Raw genomic sequence first — 21,074 nt, forward strand, 5'->3', positions numbered from 1 at the left:
CCTCCTTGAACATTGAACGATCGCCCGCACGCCGTCACGCCGCCGACTGCATCGCATCCGCCGCCCCGTGGCGCACGCGCGCGAGGCCAGTCGAGGCGCTGCTCTCCTGGCGAACGAAGTTCTGCAGACGCGCGAGGCGCCGCACGTCGAACGCGCGCGATTGCGGGTCGACCTGCCCGGACAGGTCGGCCACCAGCGACGCAGCCTGCGCGGTGCGCCCGCGCTCGATCAGGTGGTCGGCGAGATCCAGCGTGCCGCGCAGCGCCAACATCGCGGCGCCTTGCGCGTTCGCGGTATGGATCGCCGTCAGCAGGTGACGTTGCCCGTCCGCTTCGAACGCGGCCGCGCGCTCCGGGTCGGCGGCGCGGGCCTGTTCGAGCGTCGCCAGCCCCCTCGCGCGCAGCAGTTCGGGCACGAACAGATGCTCGCCGTGCGCGCGGCAGCGCGCGAGCGTCGCGTCGAGCGTCGTGCATGCATCGGCCGCTCGGCCGGTGCGCGTCAGCCCTTCCGCGTATGCGACCGTCAGCGGCGCGAGCAGGCGCCGGAATCCGCTCGCCTCGATGCGCCGCAGCGCGGGCTCGAGCCGCGCGAGGCCGGCGCCCGGATGGCCTGCCTGCATGTCGAACCGCCCGGCGAGACATTCGGCATGGTTGCGCCAGATGTCGAACCCGTTCTCGTCGGCGCTCGCGCGCAGCGTCGCCAGATAATCGGCGATCACGTCGTGGTCGCCATAGCGCAGCGCGATCGGCACGGCAGCGGCGCCCAGCACGACGCACAACGCCAGCGCCGAGCCGCTGCGGCGCGCGCGCTCGACGGCCTGCGCCGCCAGCCGCATCGCGTATTCCGGATCGCTCTGGATCCAGACGAGCCGCGTCAGCATCGTCCGGCCGAGCGTCGCGACGTCGACGCCCAGCGCCGCTTCCGCACACGGCGGTTCACCGGCGTCGGCCAGCTCGGCCGTCGCCGCCTCGAGCCGCTCGCGTGCCTGCGCATGCTCGCCGAAGTAGTGCAGCGAGGTCGCGACCATCGCGTTCGCCAGCAACCGTTGCGGCCGGTCGCCCCGCCGCTGCGCGGCCCGCTCGAAGCGCGTCGCGTAGCGCAGCGATTCGTGAATGTCGGAGCGCGTCAGCATGGTGTTCCACAGCCCGACCAGCGCGCGCGCGTCGAACGCCTCGTCGCCGATCCGGCCCGCGAGGCCGAGTGTCCTCTCCCACATCGCGGCGGCCGTATGCGTATCGCCGTCGATATGCAGCAGCGCGGCCGCATAGCCCGCACGCAGGCGCATTTCTCGTGCAGTATCGACGGCTTCCGATGCCCCGGCGTCGAGCGCATCGAGCGCGCGTCTCGCAGATATCGCGCATTCGCGCATGCGCGCCGGCTCGAGCAACGCACGCGTGAGCCCGTCGATTTCCGCAACCTGCGGCGCGGCCGCCGCGCGTTCGCGAGGCGGCGCCACGTCCGCGGCGGGACGCAGGCTCACGCCGTGCGCGCGCTGCGCCTGGGCGAGCACGCGCGCTTCGGCCTGTTCGCGTTCGTAACGCGCATGCCGTGCGGCAACCGCGTCGAATTCGCCTTCGTTGTGCAGTTTCTCGAGCGCGTACGCGCGAGTCGATTCGGTCAGCCGATAGCGCGCCTGCGCGCCGTTGAATTCGACGGCGACCAGCGACTTCGCAACCAGTTCGCCGAGCAGCGCAACCATCTCGGCGGCCGGCATGCCCGGATCCATCGCGACGTCGCGCGCGGCGTCGAACGTAAATGGACCGATGAAGCACGCCATGCGGCGAAACAGCGATCGGGCGGCCGCATCCAGCAGCACATAGCTCCAGTCGAACGTGGCCCGCAACGTCTGATGGCGCGGCAAGGCCGATCGCAACCCGCCGGTGAGCAGGTTCAGCCTGTCGTCGAGACGCGACGCGACGACCTCGAGCCCGAGCGTCGCGACGCGTGCGGCCGCGAGTTCGATGGCGAGCGGCAACCCGTCCAGACGCCGGCAGATCTCGCCGATCAGCCTGAGGCTGGCCGCATCGACCGCGTAATCCGGCGTGGCCGCGCGAATCCGCGCGAGAAACAGCTCGACGGCGGAATGACGCGCGATCTCGTCGACGGACGCGCTGTCGTCCGGCACCGCGAGCGGACTCACGCGAAACACGGCCTCGGCCGAAATATGCAGCGGCTCGCGGCTCGTCACGAGCACGCGCGGCGTCGCGCCGTGCGACGTCAGCGTTTCGACGAGGTCGGCCACCAGATCGACGACGTGCTCCGCGTTGTCGAGCACGAGCAGGCCGCGCGTCGCGGCGAATGCATCGCCGATGCGCTCGACGGTCGGCACGCCGTCCACGTCGAGGCCGAGTTCCGTCGCAATCGCGCGCAGCACGTCGTCGCGCGTCGCCGCGCACGCCAGTTCGACGAACAGCACGCGCTGGCCCGAGCGAGCGCGCAGTTCGTGCGCGACGCGCTCGGCGAGGCTCGTCTTGCCGATGCCGCCCGCACCGACGAGCGTGACGACCGGCACCCGTTCGAGCATGTCGACGATCTGCCCGATCTCGGTCTGACGCCCGACGAGCGGCACCGGGTGGGACGCCACATCCGCGCCGCGCGCCGCGTCGGACGCGGGCGGCGGCACCGTGTGCGCGACCGGCGGATGCGCGATCAGCAGGTAACCTCGCCCCGGCACGGTCTTGATCAGGTCGCGGTTCGGGCCGAGCGCCTTGCGCAGCGTCGCGACGTGCACCTGCAGCCGGTTCTCCTCGACGATCAGGCCCGGCCACACCGCGTCCATGATGTCGTCCTTCGACACGAGCGAGCCATTCGCGCGATGCAGTACTTCCAGTATGTCGAGCGCGCGTGCGCCGATGCGCAACGACGCGCCGTGATGGCGAATGTCACGCTGCTCGAAATCCACCGACAAATTCCCGATCTGGATCATGGCCGCCTCCAGGTTCCCCACGATGACCGCCATGTGAACGCGCGGTTCACCGGGGCGGGAGCCCGCGCCGCGCCTGCGCGGCACGCGGGGCACGAAATGTCAAAAAGTGGGCCGAGTGTAAACACCGTATAAAGAAAAATCTTGAATGAAAATGCACTGGCGGCCGGCGCCGCCGCACGCGGTGCACGCGCGGGCAGCGCAAACCCAAACGGGGCAGTATCATGTGGCCCTGGTGCCTGCGCGTGACGGTCCCGCGCCGGCGATATCGTTCGGCAGCCGCGAAACGGATCGGCCGGGCCGATGCACTTTTCGTCAGCAAGCGGACATTTATTCAAGTTATCCTCGGCCTGTCGGGCGTGCGGTATCAACCGCACGCAACAATGCTCGCGCGCCGCACCCACCGAAGGACGCTCCATCATGTCGAATCCTCTCGTCGCGCCCGCCGCGGCGCCGCCGAAAGACACGCTCGGATGCATCGCGAGCCTGCTGTCCAAGGATATTGAAAGGTCGGCCGGCGGCCTGACGCTCCACCGCAAATGCATGCGCGACGAACAATTCGAGCGCATCGAAATGCCTGCGAGCGATCGCGGCTTCCTGATCGGCGTGTCGCTGAACGCCGGGCATCGGCGCACGATCTACGGTGGCGCCGGCAAATCCGAGCGACGCTTTCAGCGCAACTCCATCTACATTCGCGACTTTTCCCGGAATTTTCGCGCCGACCTGTACGGCAAGTTCGACTTCGTGCTGATCGAGCTGTCGCGCAGCTACCTCGACCACTTCGGCCGCGAGCACGACGGCGCCGAAATCGCCGGCCTGACCTGCGCGCCCGACGTGCAGGACCCGGTGCTCGGCCATCTCGCGCACGCGATCGCCGACAGCCTCGACGTGCCGGGCGCGCTGAACACGCTGTTCGTCGAGCAGATGGGCGTCGCGATCGGCACGCATCTCGCGTGCCGGTACGGCAGCGCGCATGCGCGCGACCTGGAGCGCAAGGGCGTGCTGTCGCCGGCCAAGACGGCGCTCGCCAAGGAACTGCTGATGGAGAAGGCGGACCTCGGCGTATCGATCGAGGAAGTCGCGAACGAATGCGATCTGTCGCGCGGCTATTTCATCCGCGCGTTCTCGCGCACCACCGGCCGCACGCCGCATCAATGGCTGCTGGAGCAGCGCGTGATGCGCGCCCGCGAGCTGATCGAGACGACCGACATGACGCTCGCGGAAATCGCGGCCGCATGCGGCTTCGCCGACCAGAGCCATCTGAACCGCCTGTTCGCGCGCATCGTCGGCCATCCGCCCGGCGCATGGCGGCGCGGGATGTCGCGCTGACGCCGTCGCGCGTGGCGTCCGTTCATCGCGACGCGCCACCTCGTGGTTGACCGCCACCGGGTTCAGTCGACCGGGTGATGCGCGGCCAGCAACGCGTCGCGAAACACGGCGGCCGGCTGCGCGCCGCTGACGATCACCGATCCGATGCGCGTCGACGGCACCGACGCGACACCCGCGCGCACCGCACCGGCCTCGAGCGCGATCACCGCGTCGCGCCCTTCGTCGGACGCGAGGAACGCCCGCACCGCGTCGCCCGGCAGACCGGCGCCCGCCGCGATCTCCGCCAGCACGTTCGCATCGCCGATGTCGCGGCCGTCGCGGAAGTACGCGGCGAACAGCGCATCGACCAGCGCCGCCGCGCCGCCGCGCTGCTGCGCGAACCAGACGAGCCGGTGCGCGAGCCGGGTGTTCGGCGTGCGCGCGATCCGCGCATGATCGAACACGAGGCCGGCCGCACGGCCGGCCTCGGCCACTTGCGCGTCGAGTGCCTGCGAGCGCGCCCAGCTGCCGAACTTCGCGCTGCGGTAGGCGGTGCGGTCCATGCCCGAGGCCGGCATCGTCGGGTTCAGCTCGAACGGCACGAACCGGATCTGCACGTCGCCGGCCAGCCCGGCTTCGTCGATCGCCTCGACGACCCTGCGCTCGGCGATCCAGCACCAAGGGCAGATGAGATCGTGGGTGATCGTGACTTCGACGGAATTCATTGCGCTCTCCTGTTGATTGCAGTTTCGAAGATAGCGCTTGCCGGCCGGCGATAGAATGCGAACGGCACGCAACGCATCGTTGCGGCACGCACAAAGGCAACGACATGGACAAATTCTCCGCGCTGCGCGCGTTCGTGGAAGTCGCGGAAGCCGGCGGCTTCTCGAGCGCGGGGCGGCGCCTCGATCTCGCGGCCTCGTCGGTGGTGCGCGCGGTGGATGCGCTCGAGGCATCGCTCGGCGCCGTGCTGCTGAACCGCACGACGCGCCAGGTCACGCTGTCCGATGCCGGCTCCGTGTACTACGCGCGGGCAAAGCGGCTGCTGGAGGAGCTCGCGGAAGCCGACGCGCTCGTCTCAGATCGCGGCGACGAGCCGTCCGGGCCGCTGCGCGTGTCGGTGCCCGTCGCGTACGGCATGCGCCGCATCGCGCCGCACATCGGGGCCTTCCTCGCCCGCTATCCGAAGCTCGACCTCGACCTGCAGCTCACCGACGAACGCGTCGATCTCGTCGCCGGCCGGATCGACGTCGCGATCCGTCTCGGCGAGGCGGCGCCGTCCGCGGAGGTGGTCGCGCGGCAGCTCGGCACGTTCCATCGCTTCGTCGTCGCGAGCCACGACTACCTCGCTGCGCACGGTGCGCCGGCTACGCCGGGCGAGCTGGTCGACCATCAGTGCCTGCGCTTTCACTTCGGCGGCGACCAGCAGGCGTGGTCGTTCGCCGATGCGCACGGCACGACCAGGGTGCTGGTCACCGGACGGCTGAAGTCGAACCACATTGAAGTATTGCGCGAAGCCGCGCTCGACGGCGCCGGCGTCGCGCTGCTGCCTGACTGGCTGGTCGACGGCGACGTCCAGGCGGGCCGCCTGCGCAGGCTGTTCGAAGCGTACGACGTCATGCCCGGCGCGGCGCGCTCGGTCGTCACCGCGCTGTACCTGCCGAACCAGCGCGGCTCGAAGCGCGTCACGGCATTCATCGACTTCGTCGGGACGCTCGCGGGCGCGCCGCACTGAGCCGCGCGGCGCGCCGCGTCACCAGCCGAACTTCGCCTCGACGCCGACATAGTCGGCATTGCGCGCGCCCAGCGCGCGAATCGAATCGGCGAGCTGGAAATGCACGGCCTCGACCGCCAGCGCCGTGTTCGCATTGACGAGCCAGTCCACACGCGCCTGCGCGTACATGCCGGTCCACGCGCCGCCCTTGCCGGCCGTGCCGGGCACGGCCTGCATCCCTTGTCCGTAGATCGCGTCGTTCGTCGTCGCGCGCCACTGGAAGCCGACCGCGGTCAGCACCGTCACGTTGCCGGCCGGCTTGAACGTCAGCGACGGCTTCACGTGAATCAGGTTGCTGTAGCCCGTGTAGCCGGCGAGCGTGAAGTAATAGCCGTTCGGGAACAGCGGGTTGAAGGTGCCCATGCGCCCGTCGCCGGGATGCTTGTCGCCCGACGCGCCGTCCACCTGGATGCCGATGCGCGGCGTGCCCGGCGTCTTCGCGAACGTATAGCCGCCCAACGCGCCGAACGCCCATGCACCGATCGTGTCCTGGCCGATGTGTCCGGTCTGCAGCATCGCCTCGGCGTCCCAGTCGAAACCGGATGACTTGCCCGCGTAGCGCATGTCGAACACGTCGCGCCGCTCGGTGCCGGCCCCGGCCAGATAGCGCGCGTTGTCGCGCGTGTAGCGCGACCAGTAGCCCGACAGTTCGCCCGGCCCGACCGCGTTGTGCTCGATGCGCACGCCATCGAATCTGAGGTGCCGGTTCGACACGTCGTCGAACACCGCGTCGTTGCGATACTGCACCGGGCGCGTCACATAGCCGATCAGCCGCCAGTTGCCGATTTCGTAATCGGCCCACAGCGCATCGAATGCCTGGCGCACGTTCGGGCCGTCGCGCACCGACACGAACCGCTGCAAGTCGAACGCCATCTCCTGCCGGCCGATGCGCGTCTTGAACGTGCCGCCGCCCAGCTGGTCGACATACGCGACGAACGCCTGCTCGATGTCGAGCTGGTCCTTGTCGACCGGGCCGACCGTGTCCTTGCCGAACGGCCGCGCATCGACGAACTGGACGAACGCCTGGAAGTGCCCGGCATAGCGCAGATCCGCATGCACCGTCGCGCGCTGGATCACGTAATTGTCGTCGTGCGCGGCGCCGAGCCCGAACAGCGGCGCGTTGTTCAGCTCGAAGCGCTCGCGCAGGTTCGCGCCGAGCGACAGGTAGGTCGACGGATCGGCGCCCAGCGGAATGTACTTCAGCCCGTCGAGCGGCTTGCGCGGCACGCATGGATTCGCGAGCACCGACCAGTCTTCCTGCCAGCGGTTGAACAGCACCGTGGGCCGCTTCGCGGTGCATGCCGCGCCGGCGGTCGACGCCGGCGCCGCGGTTTCATCGGCGGCCGCCGCCGGCGCGGTGTACGCGGCGACGCCGCCCGCCAGCACGGCAGCCGGCAGCACGCCACGCCACGCCCGCTTCATCGCGCGTCGCGCCATCACTTCGACCGCGCGTGGATCTCGGCGACGTAGCCGCCCGGGAACTGCACGAGCGCCGCATCGCGCCCGTCCGACGTGAAGGTCGGCACCAGCACCGTCACGCCGGCGGCCTTGGCCTTCTCCAGCGTGGCCGCGAGATCCGCCACTTCGTAGCCGGTCATCTCGCGCCCGAACGGATATGGCAGATGGCCGTCGGTGGCCAGCACGGTCATCTTGCCGAAGCCCGACTCGATGCGAATGCGGCGGTACGTGTCGTTCGGCCGGCCGATCTCGATGCCCGGCGCCTTGCGCACGTCGGACACGATCTTGCCGCGCGAGAACGCGACGAAGTCGTGCGCCAGCTTGGTCGCAGTTTCCGGCGACACGTACACGCGGTTTTCCGGCACCGTCTGCAGCGGATCGTAGTGCGGCGCCTGCGTGTGCCAGTACAGCTGCATGTTCACGCCGCCCGGCCAGCGGATGATCGCGTCGCGGCCGATCGGATCGGGGAACGTGTCGACGACCACGTCGGCGCCGTGCGCGCGCGCCGATTTCATTGCGACGTCGATGTCGGTCACGAGGTAGCCGGTGCGCTCCTGGCAGAACGGATACGGAATCGGCGTCTTGAAGCCGAACACCGAGATCGTGCCGGACGGCGTGAACACGAGCTGCGACATCGTCTGGCTCGGCGTCGGCGTGACCTGGAACACGCCCTGCTGCGACTTCTTGCCGCCGAACGTGGCGACGAAGCTGTCGGTGAAGCGGTCGAAGTCTTCAGGCGCGACGCACACGTGCGTCGTGTCGTACTGCGGGCCGACCGCGACGGCCGGCACCTTCGCGGACGAGGTGTCGAGCAGACGCGTTTCGTCCGCACGGGCCGGCGCGGTCGCCAGCAATGCGCCGAGCACGACCGTCGATGCGGCCGTCATCTGCAAGACTTGTCGCAACTTCAGTGAAATCATCGAAATTCTCCTTGAAAGTGGCAAGCGCTGCCGTGCGTCGCGCACGGATTCAGCGTGATGCCGGCCCGTCGTCGGGCCGGCCGGATCGATAGGCGAGGAAGCACAGGGTCGCGAGCGGCAGCGTGAGCGCCCAGAAGGCGGCGAACACGTACGCGGCCGCCCCCGCGCCCGCGCCGAGCGCGAAGCCCGCGACCGGCGGCAGCGTGCGCCGCAGCCGCGCACGCGCGGCGTCCCGCTCGGCCGGCGCGGCGAGCGGCACCAGCCAGTCGAACGCGTCGATCACGGCCTGCGTGACGTTGCCCGTCATCACCGTGTTGGCGACGACCGAACGCGCCGTCAGCCGGCCGTGTGCGTTCTGGACACCCATCGCCGCGGCGCCGAGCAGGCCGCACAGGATCGTGCGCGGCGCATCGGCGTCGGCGATCGGCGACGCCATCACGCCGGCCAGCATGAACCCCGCCAGCAACACGGCCTGAAGCGCGTACAGCGAACGTGCGCGCGGGCCGTGGCCCAGCGAGCGCATCCGGTGGTCGAGCACGCGCGCGCCGACGATCCCGGCGATGAAGGCCGGGAACGCGAGCCACTTGATCACGAGCCCTTGCCCGACACCGGCGAGCCCGGAGCCGATCAGGATGAAGTTGCCGGTGACGTGCGCGGTGAACAGGCCGAACAGTGCGACGAAGCCGAGCGTGTCGACGTACCCGGCGATCGACGCGAGAAATACGTCCTCGCCACGCACGTGATCGGGCGCCGCGGCAGCGCTTACCGGCTGCGTCGCCATGGCCCGGCCTCCTGGATGGCGACGGTTGCGCCGGTGCACGCGATGCCTGCGCCCGGCGAGATCAGATAACGCATGGTCCGCTCCGGTTGTGCCGAACGGTCCGGCGGTGCCGACTGGCGTCCGGTCCATACGGCGGTTCGGAAGCAAGACTAGTTAAGCAGCGTCTTAATGTCATGGCGATGGCCTGAATTTTCCTGAAGATGCCGCCCGGACGCCCTGCCCGACTGAGCGGTCGACGCGACGCATCGCGCTTGCGCGACGGTTCCGCCGTCGCGCCGGCAGCCTCGCCGCGTGGGTTTCTCGCGGTCCGGTCGTGTTATTTTTCGATCGATAGCCAAGCACGCACACGATCAGGAGCCGATGCATGACCGAAAGAAAACGCAGCACGCCCGCCCGCGAGCGCGGAACGGACGCCGACGGCAATGCCGTCACGCCGGGCCGGCGCCTTGCGCCGGAAGCGCGCGAGCGGCAAATCGTCGAGAAGGCGATCGAGCATTTCGCGACGCACGGCTTTTCCGGCAGCACGCGCGAGCTGGCGCGGCAGATCGGCGTCACCCAGCCGCTGCTGTACCGGTATTTCCCGAGCAAGGAGGCGCTGATCGATCGCGTGTACGACGAGGTCTACACGTGGAATCCCGACTGGGAAAAAATGATCGCGGATCGCACGGTGCCGCTGCAGGAGCGGCTCGTCGCGTTCTACCGCGCGTACGCGCAAACCATCCTGCGGCGCGAATGGATCCGCACCTTCATCTTCGCGGGGCTCAGCCGCGAGGGCTTCAACACGCGCTATCTGTCGCGGCTGCGCGAGCGCGTGTTCCTGCCGGTGCTGCGCGAATTGCGGCACGAATACGACATCGCCACGCCTGCGACGGAGGCCCAGCGCAACGCCGAAATCGAGCTCGTGTGGAGCCTGCACGCGAGCATTTTCTATTTCGGCGTGCGCAAGTGGGTCTACGGGCTGCCGGTGCCCGACGATCTCGACACCGAAATCGAACGGCTGGTCGACGCGTTTCTCCATGGCACGCCCGCTACGCTGAAGCAGCTCGCGTCCGGCGCGGCCGCACGGCGACGACGACGCGGGTGACGCGGCGGCAGGCGCAGCCGACGAATTCAGAACAATTCATCCGGCGCGCCGATCGCTTCGCCTATCCTCGAAAGGCATTTGCATTCGCGTCCGGGCCCGCAGGTGCCGGACCGGACATGGACCGTCACGCGAGCACCGACATGCCTTCGATTGCCCATCACGCCGTCACCGCCGACGGTGTCCGCCAGCACTGCTTCGATGCGGACGGCACGCGTGCCGTCGTGCTGCTGCACGGCCTCCCGGAAGCCGGCTTCGCGCGACGAATCATCGGGGGAGAAAAATCATGAGTGACGCTTCGCAACCGTCGGCGATCGTCATCGGCGGGTCGGTGGGCGGGCTGTTCGCGGCGACCGCGCTGCGCGCGGCCGGATGGCGCGTCAAGGTGTTCGAGCAATCGCCGCACGATCTCGACAGCCGCGGCGGCGGCATCGTGCTACAGGCGCCGATCGAACGCGCGTTCACGTTCGGCGGCGTGCCGGTGCCGCACGATGCGAGTGTCGATTCGATCGACCGCATCTATCTCGACGAACGTGACCGGATCGTGCAGCGCCTTTACATGCCGCAAACGCAGACCGCTTGGAACGTGATCTACACCGCGCTGAAGCGCGCGCTGCCGGCCGGCGTCGTCCACGCCGGCGTGTCGTTCGAGCGGTTCGAACACGACGGCGCGCGCGTGAGTGCGCATTTCGCGGACGGCCGCGTCGAACATGCCGACCTGCTGGTCGGCGCGGACGGCGGCCGCTCGGCCGTGCGCGCCCAGTTGCTGCCCGACGCGCGGCCCGCGTATGCGGGCTACGTTGCGTGGCGCGGGCTCGTCGACGAGCACACGCTTTCCGACACGGTGCTGCGGGTGCTGCGCGATCGGTTCACGTTCCAGCAAGGCGACGCGCATCTGTTCCTGACCTACCTGGTGCCGGGCCGCGACGGTGCGGTCGAGCCGGGCAAGCGGCGTGTGAACTGGGTCTGGTATCGGCGGCTCGAGCAGGATCGCGTGCCGTCGCTGTTTCTCGCGCGGGACGGCACGCAGCGCGACGGCTCGCTGCCGCCCGGCGCGATGCGCGACGACAACCGGCGCGAACTCGTGGACGCCGGCCGCCGACTGCTCGCGCCGACGCTCGCCGCGCTCGTCGAAGCGACCCAGGTGCCGTTCGCGCAGGCGATCCTCGATCTCGCGGTCGAGCGCATGGCGTTCGGGCGCGCGGTGCTGCTCGGCGACGCGGCCTGCCTCGTGCGACCACACACCGCCGCCGGTGTCGCGAAGGCGGCGCAGAACGCGGTCGGTCTTGCCGAAGCGCTGCGCGGCGGCGTGCACGAAAGTGCATTCGACGCCGCGCTGTCGCGCTGGGAGGCTGACCAACTCGCGACCAACGCTTCGTTGTCCGAACTCGGCATCTCGCTCGGCACGCGGATCATGGGGCGAGCGTGACGAGCGCCGGCGCGGTGTCGCGATTGCGCGCGCCATATCGATCATCCGCGAAACCGGGCGGCATGACGGCAGTCACGGCAGGGCTTTACGACGCGCAAGTCCGACCGGTCGCCGCCTTCCTTTCCGTGTCGTCGCTCCGATGCGAGGCGACGCCAACGGCCGAGCGCACGTGCGCTTCGTCGCTCGCGCTCGCGCTCGCCGGATCGAGCATGCGCAGCACGCCGGCGCGCGAGCCGTCGTCGTCGGGCAACTGAGGCATCCCGCGCGCAAAGGCGGGGGCAACCGCCGCCGCGAGCAGCGCGGCGATCGCCAGCCGGGAAACGACTTTCATCGCCCCGCTCATTGCGTGCTGACCGACGGCACGGGCGCCGACGCGGTCGCGGTGCGCGCTTCGCCGTGCGCGATCGCATACAGCTCGGCGTTGCGCGCGATCGTCCGGTTGCTCGGCGGATAGTCCCAGTTCGACGTCGGCACGGTCCCGTCGCGCTGCGCCTGGACGAGATCGGCGAGCACCTCCGCGCGGGTGAGACCCTGCGATGCTTGCTGCGCCAGCGCGGCAACCGGTGCGCCGAGGGTGAGTACGAGCAGCGCGGCGGCTGCGGTCAATCTGCGATTCATGATGAAGCTCCCGGAACGATTCGATGAGGACGCATCGTCGATGCGCCGCCGGCGGAACCGCGGATGCGATTGCCCCGCCTGACGCATTCATTCTGGTCATCCAGGCCGGCCGGACGCTGACGCGCGGATGACAAAACCGAAATCTGCGGCGCAGCCCGCGGATAACAGCTTCGTAATCTTCGAGTCAGGGCCGGGTCAACGCGGCGACGGCAGACTGCACGCTCGTCGCATCCAATGCGACCCCTTGCCCTGCTACGAGGAACAACATCATGTGGATCGTCCGGCTGGCGTTGCGCAGGCCTTATACCTTCGTCGTGCTCGCACTGCTGATCTTCATCGCGGGACCGCTCGCGATCCTGCGCACGCCGACCGACATCTTCCCGAACATCGACATCCCGGTCGTCAGCATCGTCTGGTCGTACAACGGCTTCTCCGCCGAGGACATGGCCAAGCGGATCACGTCGAACTACGAGCGCGCGCTCACGTCCGACGTCGACGACATCGAGCACATCGAATCGCAGTCGCTGAACGGCGTGTCGGTCGTGAAGATCTTCTTCCACCCGGGCGCGGACATCAACCGCGCGATCGCGGAAGCCGCGAGCAATGCCGCGTCGATCCTGCGGATCCTGCCGCCCGGCACGCTGCCGCCGAACATCATCACGTACAACGCGTCGACGGTGCCGATCCTGCAGCTCGGGCTGTCGAGCGACACGCTCGCCGAGCAGCAGCTGTACGACCTCGGCAACAGCTTCATTCGCACGCAGCTCGCGACCGTCCAGGGCGCGGCCGTGCCGCTGCCGTTCGGCGGCAAGATCCGCCAGATCGTCGTCGATCTCGACACGCGCGCGCTGCAGGCGAAGGGGCTCGCGCCGATCGACGTCGTGAACGCGATCAACGCGCAGAACCTGATCCTGCCGGGCGGCACCGCGAAGATCGGCACGCGCGAGTACAACGTGCAGATGAACGGCAGCACGCAGACGGTCGCCGCGCTGAACAACCTGCCGGTGAAGACGATCGGCGGCAACGTAGTGTACGTGCGCGACGTCGCGCACGTTCGCGACGGCTACGCGCCGCAGACCAACATCGTGCGCGCCGACGGCAAGCGCGCGGCGCTGCTGACCGTCGAGAAGACCGGCAGCGCGTCGACGCTGACGATCATCGATCAGGTCAAGGCCATGCTGCCGAAGATCGCGGCCGGCCTGCCGAAAGCATTGCACATCTCGACGCTCGGCGACCAGTCCGTGTTCGTGAAGGCGGCGATCCAGGGCGTCGTGCGCGAGGCGCTGATCGCCGCGTGCCTCACCGCGGTGATGATCCTGCTGTTCCTCGGCAGCTGGCGCGCGACGCTGATCATCGCGGTGTCGATTCCGCTCGCGGTGCTGACCTCGCTGCTCGCGCTCGCCGCGCTCGGCCAGACCATCAACATCATGACGCTCGGCGGGCTCGCGCTCGCGGTCGGGATTCTCGTCGACGACGCGACCGTCGCGATCGAGAACATCACGCATCATCTCGAGCGCGGCGCGCCGCTCGAGGACGCGATCCTGACCGGCGCGGGCGAGATCGCAGTGCCGACCTTCGTGTCGACGCTGTCGATCTGCATCGTGTTCGTGCCGATGTTCCTGCTGCAAGGCGTCGCGCGCTATTTGTTCGTGCCGATGGCCGAGGCGGTGGTCTTCGCGATGGTGGCGTCGTACTTCTTCTCGCGCACGCTGGTGCCGACGCTCGCGATGGTCCTGATGCGCGCGAAGGGGCAAGGCCGGCCGCCGCGCGGCGTGTTCGCGCGGATCGCGCGCTTTCAGGCCGCGTTCGAACATCGCTTCGAGGCCGTGCGGTTGCGCTATCGCGCGCTGCTGTCGGCCGCGATCGCGCGCCGCCGCCGTTTCGCGGCCGCGTTCCTGCTCGCATGCGCCGCATCGACCGCGCTGTTCGCGTTCGCCGGCCAGGACTTCTTCCCGTCGGTCGACACCGGCGAGATCCGCCTGCACCTGCGCGCGCCGACCGGCACGCGGATCGAGGAAACCGCGCGCCTGACCGACGAAGTCGAAGCACGCGTGCGCAACGTGATTCCCGCAAGCGACATCGCAAGCGTACTCGACAACATCGGCGTGCCGGTAAGCGGGATCAACCTCACGTACGACTCGTCCGACCCGGTCGGCACCGAGGATGCGGACGTGCTGATCACGCTGAAGCCGAACCACGCGCCCACGGCCGCCTACGTCGCGAAGCTGCGCAACCTGCTCGCGCAGTCGTTCCCGGGCGTCACGTTCGCGTTCCTGCCGGCCGACATCGTCAGCCAGATCCTCAACTTCGGGCTGCCCGCGCCGATCGACATCCAGATCGTCGGCAACAAGCTCGACCAGAACCGCGCGGTCGCGAACGCGCTGCTCGCGAAGCTGCGCGGCGTGCGCGGCCTCGTCGACGCGCGCATCCAGCAGCCGGGCGACGAGCCGGCGATCGACGTGAACGTGGATCGCACCAAGGCGATCCAGGCGGGCCTCGAACAACGCGACGTCGCGCAAAACCTGCTGATCGCGCTGTCCGGCAGCTCGCAAACGACGCCGAACTTCTGGCTCGACCCGCGCAACGGTGTCAGCTACCCGCTGATCGTGCAGGCACCGCAGTATTCGGTCGATTCGCTGCAGGCGCTCGCGAACGTGCCGCTGCCGGCCGGCATCGCGCGTTCGCCGCAGACGCCGGCCGGCGGTCCGGCCGCCGGCGCCCCCGCGCAGAACCTGCTCGGCGCGCTCGGCAGCTTCTCGCGCGCGACGCAGCAGGCGGTCGTCTCGCACTACAACGTCCAGCCGGCGCTCGACATCTTCGCGTCGGTGCAGGGGCGCGATCTTGGCGGCGTCACGGCCGACGTGGCGAAGCTCGTTGACGAGGCGCGCGCACAGCTGCCGCCCGGCTCGTCGATCGTGCTGCGCGGCCAGGTGCAGGCAATGCACGAGTCGTTCGCCGGGCTGCTCGGCGGCCTCGCGCTCGCGATCGCACTCGTCTACCTGCTGATGGTCGTCAACTTCCAGTCCTGGCTCGATCCGCTCGTGATCGTCGGCGGCCTGCCCGCGTCGCTCGCCGGCATCGCGTGGATGCTGTTCGTCACGCGCACGACGCTGTCGGTGCCCGCACTGACCGGCACGATCCTGTGCATCGGCATCGCGACCGCGAACAGCATCCTGGTCGTCAATGCGGCGCGCGAGCTGATCGCGGGCGGCGCGCCGCCGTGGCAGGCCGCGCTCGATGCGGGCTTCAGCCGCTTCCGCCCGGTGGTAATGACCGCGCTCGCGATGCTCATCGGCATGCTGCCGATGGCGCTCGGCCTCGGCGACGGCGGCGAGCAGAACGCGCCGCTCGGCCGCGCGGTGATCGGCGGCCTTGCGTTCGGCACGCTGTCGACGCTGCTGTTCGTGCCCGTCCTGTTCGGCTTCGTCCATGCGTGGCTCGAGCGGCGCCGCGACGCGGCCGCCGCACGCCGCGCGCCGGACACGCCGGCGTTGTCCTGAGCACGGTTTCACCTCGACTCCCTTCGCCTCGCCCGACCTCGAACCCATCATGAACGACTCGATCGAACCTCTCGCCCCGCCGCCGGCCGCCGAAGCGGACACGGCGCCGCCGATTGCACGCGGCACGACACCCGGCACGTCGCCCTCCCGCCGCAGCCGCAAGCTGGTCGTCCCACTGGCCGGCATCGCGGCAGCCGCCGCGCTGCTCGCGATCGCCATCGTGCCGCGCATCGACGCGCGCGCCGCGCAGCGCATGCAGGTGGCCGCGCAGCAGGCATTGCCGGTGTCGGTGATCCTGCCGGGCACCGCGCCCGCCGATCAGACGCTGACGCTGCCGGGCGCGGTGATGCCGTATGCCGAAGCGTCGATCTACGCGCGCACGAGCGGCTACATCGCGCACTGGAACGTCGACATCGGCGCGCACGTGAAGGCCGGCGCGACGCTCGCGCAGATCGCCGCGCCCGATCTCGATGCGCAGTTGCGGCAGGCACGCGCCGATGCGGCCACCGCACAGGCGAACTACGACTATGCGAAATCGACCGCGCAGCGCTGGCAGGAGATGCTGAAGACGCAATCCGTGTCGCAGCAGGACGCCGACACGAAGGTCGCCGACATGAACGCGAAGCGCGCGATGCTGGCCTCCGCGCAGGCAAACGTCGCGCACCTCGGCGAACTGGTGTCGTACGAATCGGTCACGGCCCCGTTCGACGGCGTGATCACCGCACGCAATGTCGACGTCGGCACGCTCGTCACCGCGGGCGGCACGCCGGGCAGCCCCGGCCTGTCCGGCGAGCTGTTCCATCTCGAACAGACGGGCACGCTGCGCGTATTCGTCGATGTGCCGCAGGACAGCGCGGGCGGCGTGACGGCCGGCACGGCGGTCTACCTGACCACGCAGCAGTATCCGGGCCGGCGTTTCGCCGCGCGTGTCGCGCGCAGCGCGGGCGCGATCGATCCGGTCACGCGCACGCTGCGCGTCGAGATCGACGTCGACAACCGCGCCGGCGCACTGCTGCCCGGCGCGTATGCGCAGGCGCACCTGCTCGTGCCGGCCGCGACATCCGCGTTCGAGCTGCCGGTCAGCGCGCTTCTGTTCCGGCCGAACGGCGTGACGGTCGCAACCGTCGGCGCGAACGGCACCGCCGCGCTGAAGACCGTGCAGATCGGCCGCGATTTCGGCACGCACGTCGAGATCGTGGCGGGGCTCGCCGCGAACGATCGCGTGATCGACAACCCCGGCGATTCGATCGCGTCGGGCGAAGCCGTGAAGATCGTGTCCGTCGCACACGACAAAACGCCGGCCATGTCGGCAGACTCGACGACCGGTTCGGCGGCAACGCCCGCCGCCGCTGCATCGGCGCGCGCCGCCGGTGCGGCGCCGGCTCGCGGCTGATCCGCTCATGAACACTCACGAGATACTCGCCATGCCCTTCGCCCGTCCGCTCCCGTTCGCCCGGCGCGTCGTCGTACCCGGTGTCGCCGCCGCCCTGACCGCGTTGTCCGCGTGCTCGACGCTGCCTGCCTATTCACCACCCGCCGTCGCGGTTCCCGCGCACTATGCCGGGGTTGTGGCTGCGGGCGTACCGGCTGCGGGCGTACCGGCTGCACAGCCCGGCTGGAACGTTGCATCGCCAGCTGACACCGCATCGCGCGGCACATGGTGGACCGTTTTCGACGATCCCGTCCTGAACAAACTCGAAGCGCGCGTCGACGTATCGAACCAGACCGTGAAAAAAGCCGTCGCCGATCTTCAGCAGGCGCGCGCGATGGTCGACTACCAGCATGCGGGATTCCTGCCGACGATCACGGCCGGCGTCGCGCAGAGCCGCGCACGCGTGTCGCGCAACAAGCTCGGCTCGTCGCTCGCGGGCAAGACGACGCCCGACTACCAGGCCGGCGTGGCGGCGAGCTGGGAGCCCGACGTATTCGGCCGCGTGCACGATGCGGTGACGAGCGCACAGGCGAACGCCGCTGCGAGCGCGGCCGACGTGCAGGCCGTGAAGCTGTCGGTCACGGCCGAACTCGCAACCGACTATTTCGCGCTGCGCTCGCTCGATACGCAGAAGCAACTGCTCGACGATACGGTACGCGCGTATGCGGACGCGCTGAACCTGCTGAAACAGCAGCTCGCGGCCGGCGCGATCGACGCATCGGCGGTTGCCCAAGCCGCGACGCAGCTGGAAACGACGCGCACGCAGGACACCGACATCGACGCGTCCCGCGCCCAGCTTCAGCATGCGATCGCGACGCTCGTCGGCGAAAGCGCGTCGACGTTCACGCTGGCGCCGCGCGTGCAATCGTTCGACGTGCCGGCGATTCCGGCCGGCGTGCCGTCGCAGTTGCTCGAACGGCGGCCCGACATCGCGGCGGCCGAGCGCCGCGTCGCGGCCGCGAATGCGCAGATCGGCGCAGCGCGCGCCGCATTCTTTCCCGATCTCGTGCTGTCGGCGAGCACCGGGCTCGAAAGCGGTTTCTTCGCGCCGTGGCTGAGCGCGCCGAGCCTGTTCTGGTCGCTCGGCTCGCAGCTTGCCGGCACGCTGTTCGATGGCGGGCGCCGCAGCGCGTCGCTGCGCGCCGCGCATGCGCAATACGACGGCACGGTCGCCGATTACCGGCAGACCGTACTCGCCGCGTTCCAGCAGGTCGAGGATCAACTTTCCACGCTCGATGCGCTCGCGTCGGAAGCAGACAGCCAGCAACGCGCGACCGACGCCGCCGACCTGTCGCTGAAACTGACGACCAACCGCTTCGAGGCGGGCGCCGTCAGCTACCTCGACGTCGTGACCGCGCAGACGATTGCCCTGTCGAACCGACGGCTGGCCGATCAGATCGCCGCGCGCCGGATGGAGGCGGCGGTCACGCTGCTGACGGCGCTCGGCGGCGGCTGGAACACGGCCGAGAATAAGGATGCGAACGCAACGAGCGCCGCGCCCGCGGCCGCTACGTCGTCGGCGAAGGCGTCGGTGTCTTGACGAACGTGAGGATGAAGCGCGTTCCGGCCGCGTCGCTTTCGACGCGTGCCGTGCCGCCATGCAGCTCCATCACCGAACGCACGATCGCGAGGCCGAGCCCGGCCGTGCCGCCCGGCCCGCCACCGCTGCGCGCGGGGTCGCCGCGCACGAAGCGTTCGAACACGCGCGGCAGCAGCGCGGGATCGATCGGCTCGCCCGGGTTCGACACGACGACGCGCACTGCGTCCGCCGTTTCGTCGACGGCCAGCGTGATGATGCCGCCCGCCGGTGTATAACGCAGCGCATTCGCCAGCAGGTTGCTGACCGCGCGGCGGAACAGCTCGAGGTCGGCGATCAGCTGGCCGTGCCCGGCGACATGCAGCGTCGAGCCGGCTTCGTCGGCCAGCCCTTCGAAATAACCGGCGATGCGCGTCAGTTCCTCATGCACGTCGAAGGCGCGTTGCCGCGTGACGAAGCCCGGATGCTCGGCACGCGCGAGAAACAGCACATTCTCGATCATCCGCGCGAGGCGGTCGTATTCCTCGAGATTCGACTCGAGCAGCGCCTGGTATTCGTCGACGGAGCGCGGCCGTGCGAGCGCCACCTCGGTCGCGCCGCGCATGTTGTTCAGCGGCGTGCGCAGGTCGTGCGCGAGATCCGCGCTGAATTGCGACAGGTGCCCGAACGCTTGCTGCAAGCGTCCGAGCATCGCGTTCTGCGCGTCGACCAGCGCCGTCAGCTCGCGCGGCGCGCGCGACGCGTCGAGCCGCGTATCGAGCTTGTCGACGGTGATTCGCCCCGTGTTCGAGACAATCTCGCGCAGTGGCGCGAGCGACGTGCGGATCAACCAGTAGCTGAGCAGCATCGCGAACAGCGCGCCGAGGCCGCCGGCAATCTTCAGTTTGTCGCGGTAGCCGTCGAGCAATTCGGTGCGATCGCTCATGTTGCGCGCGACCGCGATCCGGATCTTCGTACCGTCGCGCAATTGCGCATCCGTTACGACGCCGCGCACGGCCGTGCCGCCGTCGGCGGTCCACGTCACGATCCGGTCGGCGGTAATCCGCTCGTTCGCGGGTACGGGCATCGCGTGCGGCGGCAACAGGTCGACATCGGGCAACGCAGGCGACGCCGCACCCGGCGCGGCATCCCGCGCATCTTCCGGGTCGGTGCGCCGGACGTTGTGGCGCGCGAGCACGTGGCCCTGCCCGTCGACGACGGCCAGCGACAGCGCCTCGTTGCCGAGCACCTGGCTCGTCAGCCGGTCCGCATGCGTGCGCACCGCGTCGAGCGAATCGAGTTCGCCGGCCAGCCGCCGCGTATGCCGCGCGGCGAGCACGATGTCGAGGTCGTCCTGCGCGCTGACCTGCCGTTCGAGGCCCGTGTACGCGTATGCGCCGACGAGCGCGAATACCGCGAGCGTGGTCGCGCCGAATGCGAGCGCGAGCGTCGTGCCGATCGAGCGGGCGCGCGTCACGCGCCGTCCTTCGGCTCGAGCACGTAGCCCACGCCGCGCACCGTGTGAATCAGCTTGACCGCGAAATCGTCGTCGATCTTCGCGCGCAGCCGCCGGATCGCGACTTCGACGACGTTGGTGTCGCTGTCGAAATTCATGTCCCACACGTACGATGCGATCTGCGTGCGGCTCAGCACCTCGCCTTGCCGGCGCGCCAGCAGCTGCAGCAACGAGAATTCGCGCGGCGTCAGGTCGATCCGCACCGTGCCGCGCTTCACGCGGCGGCGCACGACGTCGATTTCCAGATCGCCCACCGCAATGCGCTCCGTCTCGCGCGGCGGCCCGCGGCGCGCGAGCGTGCGAATGCGCGCGAGCAGTTCGACGAACGCGAACGGTTTCACGAGGTAATCGTCGGCGCCGAGCTCGAGGCCGTGCACGCGGTCCTGCACGTCGTCGCGCGCGGTCAGGAAAAGCACGGGCGTCGCATGCGTGTCGCGCAGCCGCTTGAGCACGCTCCAGCCGTCGAGCACGGGCAGCATCACGTCGAGCACGATCACGTCGTAGCTTTCCTCCTGCGCAAGCGTCAGCCCCTCGCCGCCGTCCTTCGCGAGATCGACGCTGAATCCGGATTCCTCGAGGCCCTTCTTGAGGTACGCGCCGGTCTTCGGTTCGTCTTCGACTATCAGGATGCGCATGGTCGCTCCGTCGCATTCGGTGGTGGCATGCGCCGATGTTACAGGGAAACGCCGCGCGCATCCGTGCGAGCCGCGCTGATTACGAAACTGTAATCAACGGGTCAGTGTGGTGACGGCCGCGGAATCCAGAATTCAACGCGTGGGCCCGCCCACTCGACCGTTCATTCATTCGCCAGGGAGTTG

General features: G+C 69.4%; 17 protein-coding genes. 8 read left to right on the plus strand and 9 right to left on the minus strand.

What is annotated here, in order from left to right; translation table 11 throughout:
* Positions 1-34: 34 nt before the first annotated feature.
* Positions 35-2,926, minus strand: a complete 2,892-nt coding sequence (locus HW466_RS13360; protein ID WP_174905583.1) for an ATP-binding protein — start codon at positions 2,924-2,926, stop codon at positions 35-37.
* Positions 2,927-3,343: 417 nt separating this feature from the next.
* Between HW466_RS13360 and HW466_RS13365 the strand changes: the two genes are divergently transcribed.
* A complete protein-coding gene (locus HW466_RS13365) occupies positions 3,344-4,252 on the plus strand; it encodes a helix-turn-helix domain-containing protein (RefSeq protein ID WP_151006604.1) in 909 nt (302 codons plus the stop codon).
* A 62-nt stretch (positions 4,253-4,314) separates the two neighbouring features.
* On the opposite strand, the gene HW466_RS13370 is transcribed toward HW466_RS13365, so the two are convergent.
* On the minus strand, positions 4,315-4,956 hold the full coding sequence (locus HW466_RS13370) for a DsbA family oxidoreductase (RefSeq protein ID WP_060347707.1): 642 nt from the start codon (positions 4,954-4,956) through the stop codon (positions 4,315-4,317).
* Positions 4,957-5,060: 104 nt separating this feature from the next.
* Between HW466_RS13370 and HW466_RS13375 the strand changes: the two genes are divergently transcribed.
* Positions 5,061-5,966, plus strand: a complete 906-nt coding sequence (locus HW466_RS13375) for a LysR family transcriptional regulator (RefSeq protein WP_059545889.1) — start codon at positions 5,061-5,063, stop codon at positions 5,964-5,966.
* Positions 5,967-5,984: 18 nt separating this feature from the next.
* Here HW466_RS13375 and HW466_RS13380 read toward each other — a convergent pair whose 3' ends face one another.
* From HW466_RS13380 to HW466_RS13390, 3 genes are read right to left on the minus strand one after another with little or no spacing between them, the layout of a single operon-like run.
* Positions 5,985-7,427, minus strand: a complete 1,443-nt coding sequence (locus HW466_RS13380) for an alginate export family protein (protein ID WP_174905584.1) — start codon at positions 7,425-7,427, stop codon at positions 5,985-5,987.
* Positions 7,428-7,441: 14 nt separating this feature from the next.
* Entirely contained in the window at positions 7,442-8,383 is a 942-nt protein-coding gene (locus tag HW466_RS13385) for a VOC family protein (protein ID WP_059507924.1), read from the minus strand.
* 49 nt (positions 8,384-8,432) lie between these two features.
* Positions 8,433-9,164 (minus strand): YoaK family protein, encoded by a 732-nt coding sequence (locus HW466_RS13390; protein WP_176316082.1) that lies wholly within the window; start codon positions 9,162-9,164, stop codon positions 8,433-8,435.
* Positions 9,165-9,528: 364 nt separating this feature from the next.
* On the opposite strand from HW466_RS13390, the gene HW466_RS13395 reads away from it, so the two are divergent.
* The 3 genes from HW466_RS13395 to HW466_RS13405 all read left to right on the plus strand — a co-directional run bounded on the left by HW466_RS13395 (position 9,529) and on the right by HW466_RS13405 (position 11,674).
* Positions 9,529-10,248, plus strand: coding sequence for a TetR/AcrR family transcriptional regulator (locus tag HW466_RS13395; RefSeq protein WP_059447385.1), 720 nt, complete (start codon positions 9,529-9,531; stop codon positions 10,246-10,248).
* 116 nt (positions 10,249-10,364) lie between these two features.
* On the plus strand, positions 10,365-10,535 hold the full coding sequence (locus tag HW466_RS13400; protein ID WP_174905812.1) for a hypothetical protein: 171 nt from the start codon (positions 10,365-10,367) through the stop codon (positions 10,533-10,535).
* Positions 10,532-11,674 (plus strand): FAD binding domain-containing protein, encoded by a 1,143-nt coding sequence (locus tag HW466_RS13405; protein ID WP_060329728.1) that lies wholly within the window; start codon positions 10,532-10,534, stop codon positions 11,672-11,674. Before HW466_RS13400 ends, HW466_RS13405 begins: the two co-directional genes overlap by 4 nt.
* 85 nt (positions 11,675-11,759) lie before the next feature.
* Here HW466_RS13405 and HW466_RS13410 read toward each other — a convergent pair whose 3' ends face one another.
* Both HW466_RS13410 and HW466_RS13415 read right to left on the minus strand, forming a co-directional pair.
* A complete protein-coding gene (locus tag HW466_RS13410) occupies positions 11,760-12,005 on the minus strand; it encodes a hypothetical protein (protein ID WP_060347730.1) in 246 nt (81 codons plus the stop codon).
* A gap of 8 nt (positions 12,006-12,013) precedes the next feature.
* A complete protein-coding gene (locus tag HW466_RS13415) occupies positions 12,014-12,292 on the minus strand; it encodes a DUF4148 domain-containing protein (RefSeq protein ID WP_059507918.1) in 279 nt (92 codons plus the stop codon).
* Positions 12,293-12,561: 269 nt separating this feature from the next.
* On the opposite strand from HW466_RS13415, the gene HW466_RS13420 reads away from it, so the two are divergent.
* Genes HW466_RS13420 through HW466_RS13430 form a run of 3 tightly spaced genes read left to right on the plus strand, consistent with a single transcriptional unit; the run spans position 12,562 to position 18,764 of the window.
* Positions 12,562-15,792, plus strand: a complete 3,231-nt coding sequence (locus HW466_RS13420) for an efflux RND transporter permease subunit (protein WP_174905813.1) — start codon at positions 12,562-12,564, stop codon at positions 15,790-15,792.
* Positions 15,793-15,841: 49 nt separating this feature from the next.
* A complete protein-coding gene (locus HW466_RS13425) occupies positions 15,842-17,185 on the plus strand; it encodes an efflux RND transporter periplasmic adaptor subunit (RefSeq protein ID WP_174905814.1) in 1,344 nt (447 codons plus the stop codon).
* 31 nt (positions 17,186-17,216) lie between these two features.
* On the plus strand, positions 17,217-18,764 hold the full coding sequence (locus HW466_RS13430; protein WP_174905815.1) for an efflux transporter outer membrane subunit: 1,548 nt from the start codon (positions 17,217-17,219) through the stop codon (positions 18,762-18,764).
* On the opposite strand, the gene HW466_RS13435 is transcribed toward HW466_RS13430, so the two are convergent.
* Together HW466_RS13435 and HW466_RS13440 are read right to left on the minus strand one after the other, a co-directional pair.
* Entirely contained in the window at positions 18,733-20,217 is a 1,485-nt protein-coding gene (locus tag HW466_RS13435; RefSeq protein WP_059948958.1) for a heavy metal sensor histidine kinase, read from the minus strand. The two genes, HW466_RS13430 and HW466_RS13435, sit on opposite strands and share 32 nt — an antisense overlap.
* On the minus strand, positions 20,214-20,891 hold the full coding sequence (locus HW466_RS13440; protein WP_059447397.1) for a heavy metal response regulator transcription factor: 678 nt from the start codon (positions 20,889-20,891) through the stop codon (positions 20,214-20,216). The genes HW466_RS13435 and HW466_RS13440 overlap by 4 nt, the downstream gene beginning before the upstream one ends.
* Between the last annotated feature and the right edge of the window lie 183 nt (positions 20,892-21,074).

It is taken from the genome of Burkholderia territorii (genome assembly GCF_902833055.1).
Lineage (GTDB): Bacteria > Pseudomonadota > Gammaproteobacteria > Burkholderiales > Burkholderiaceae > Burkholderia > Burkholderia territorii.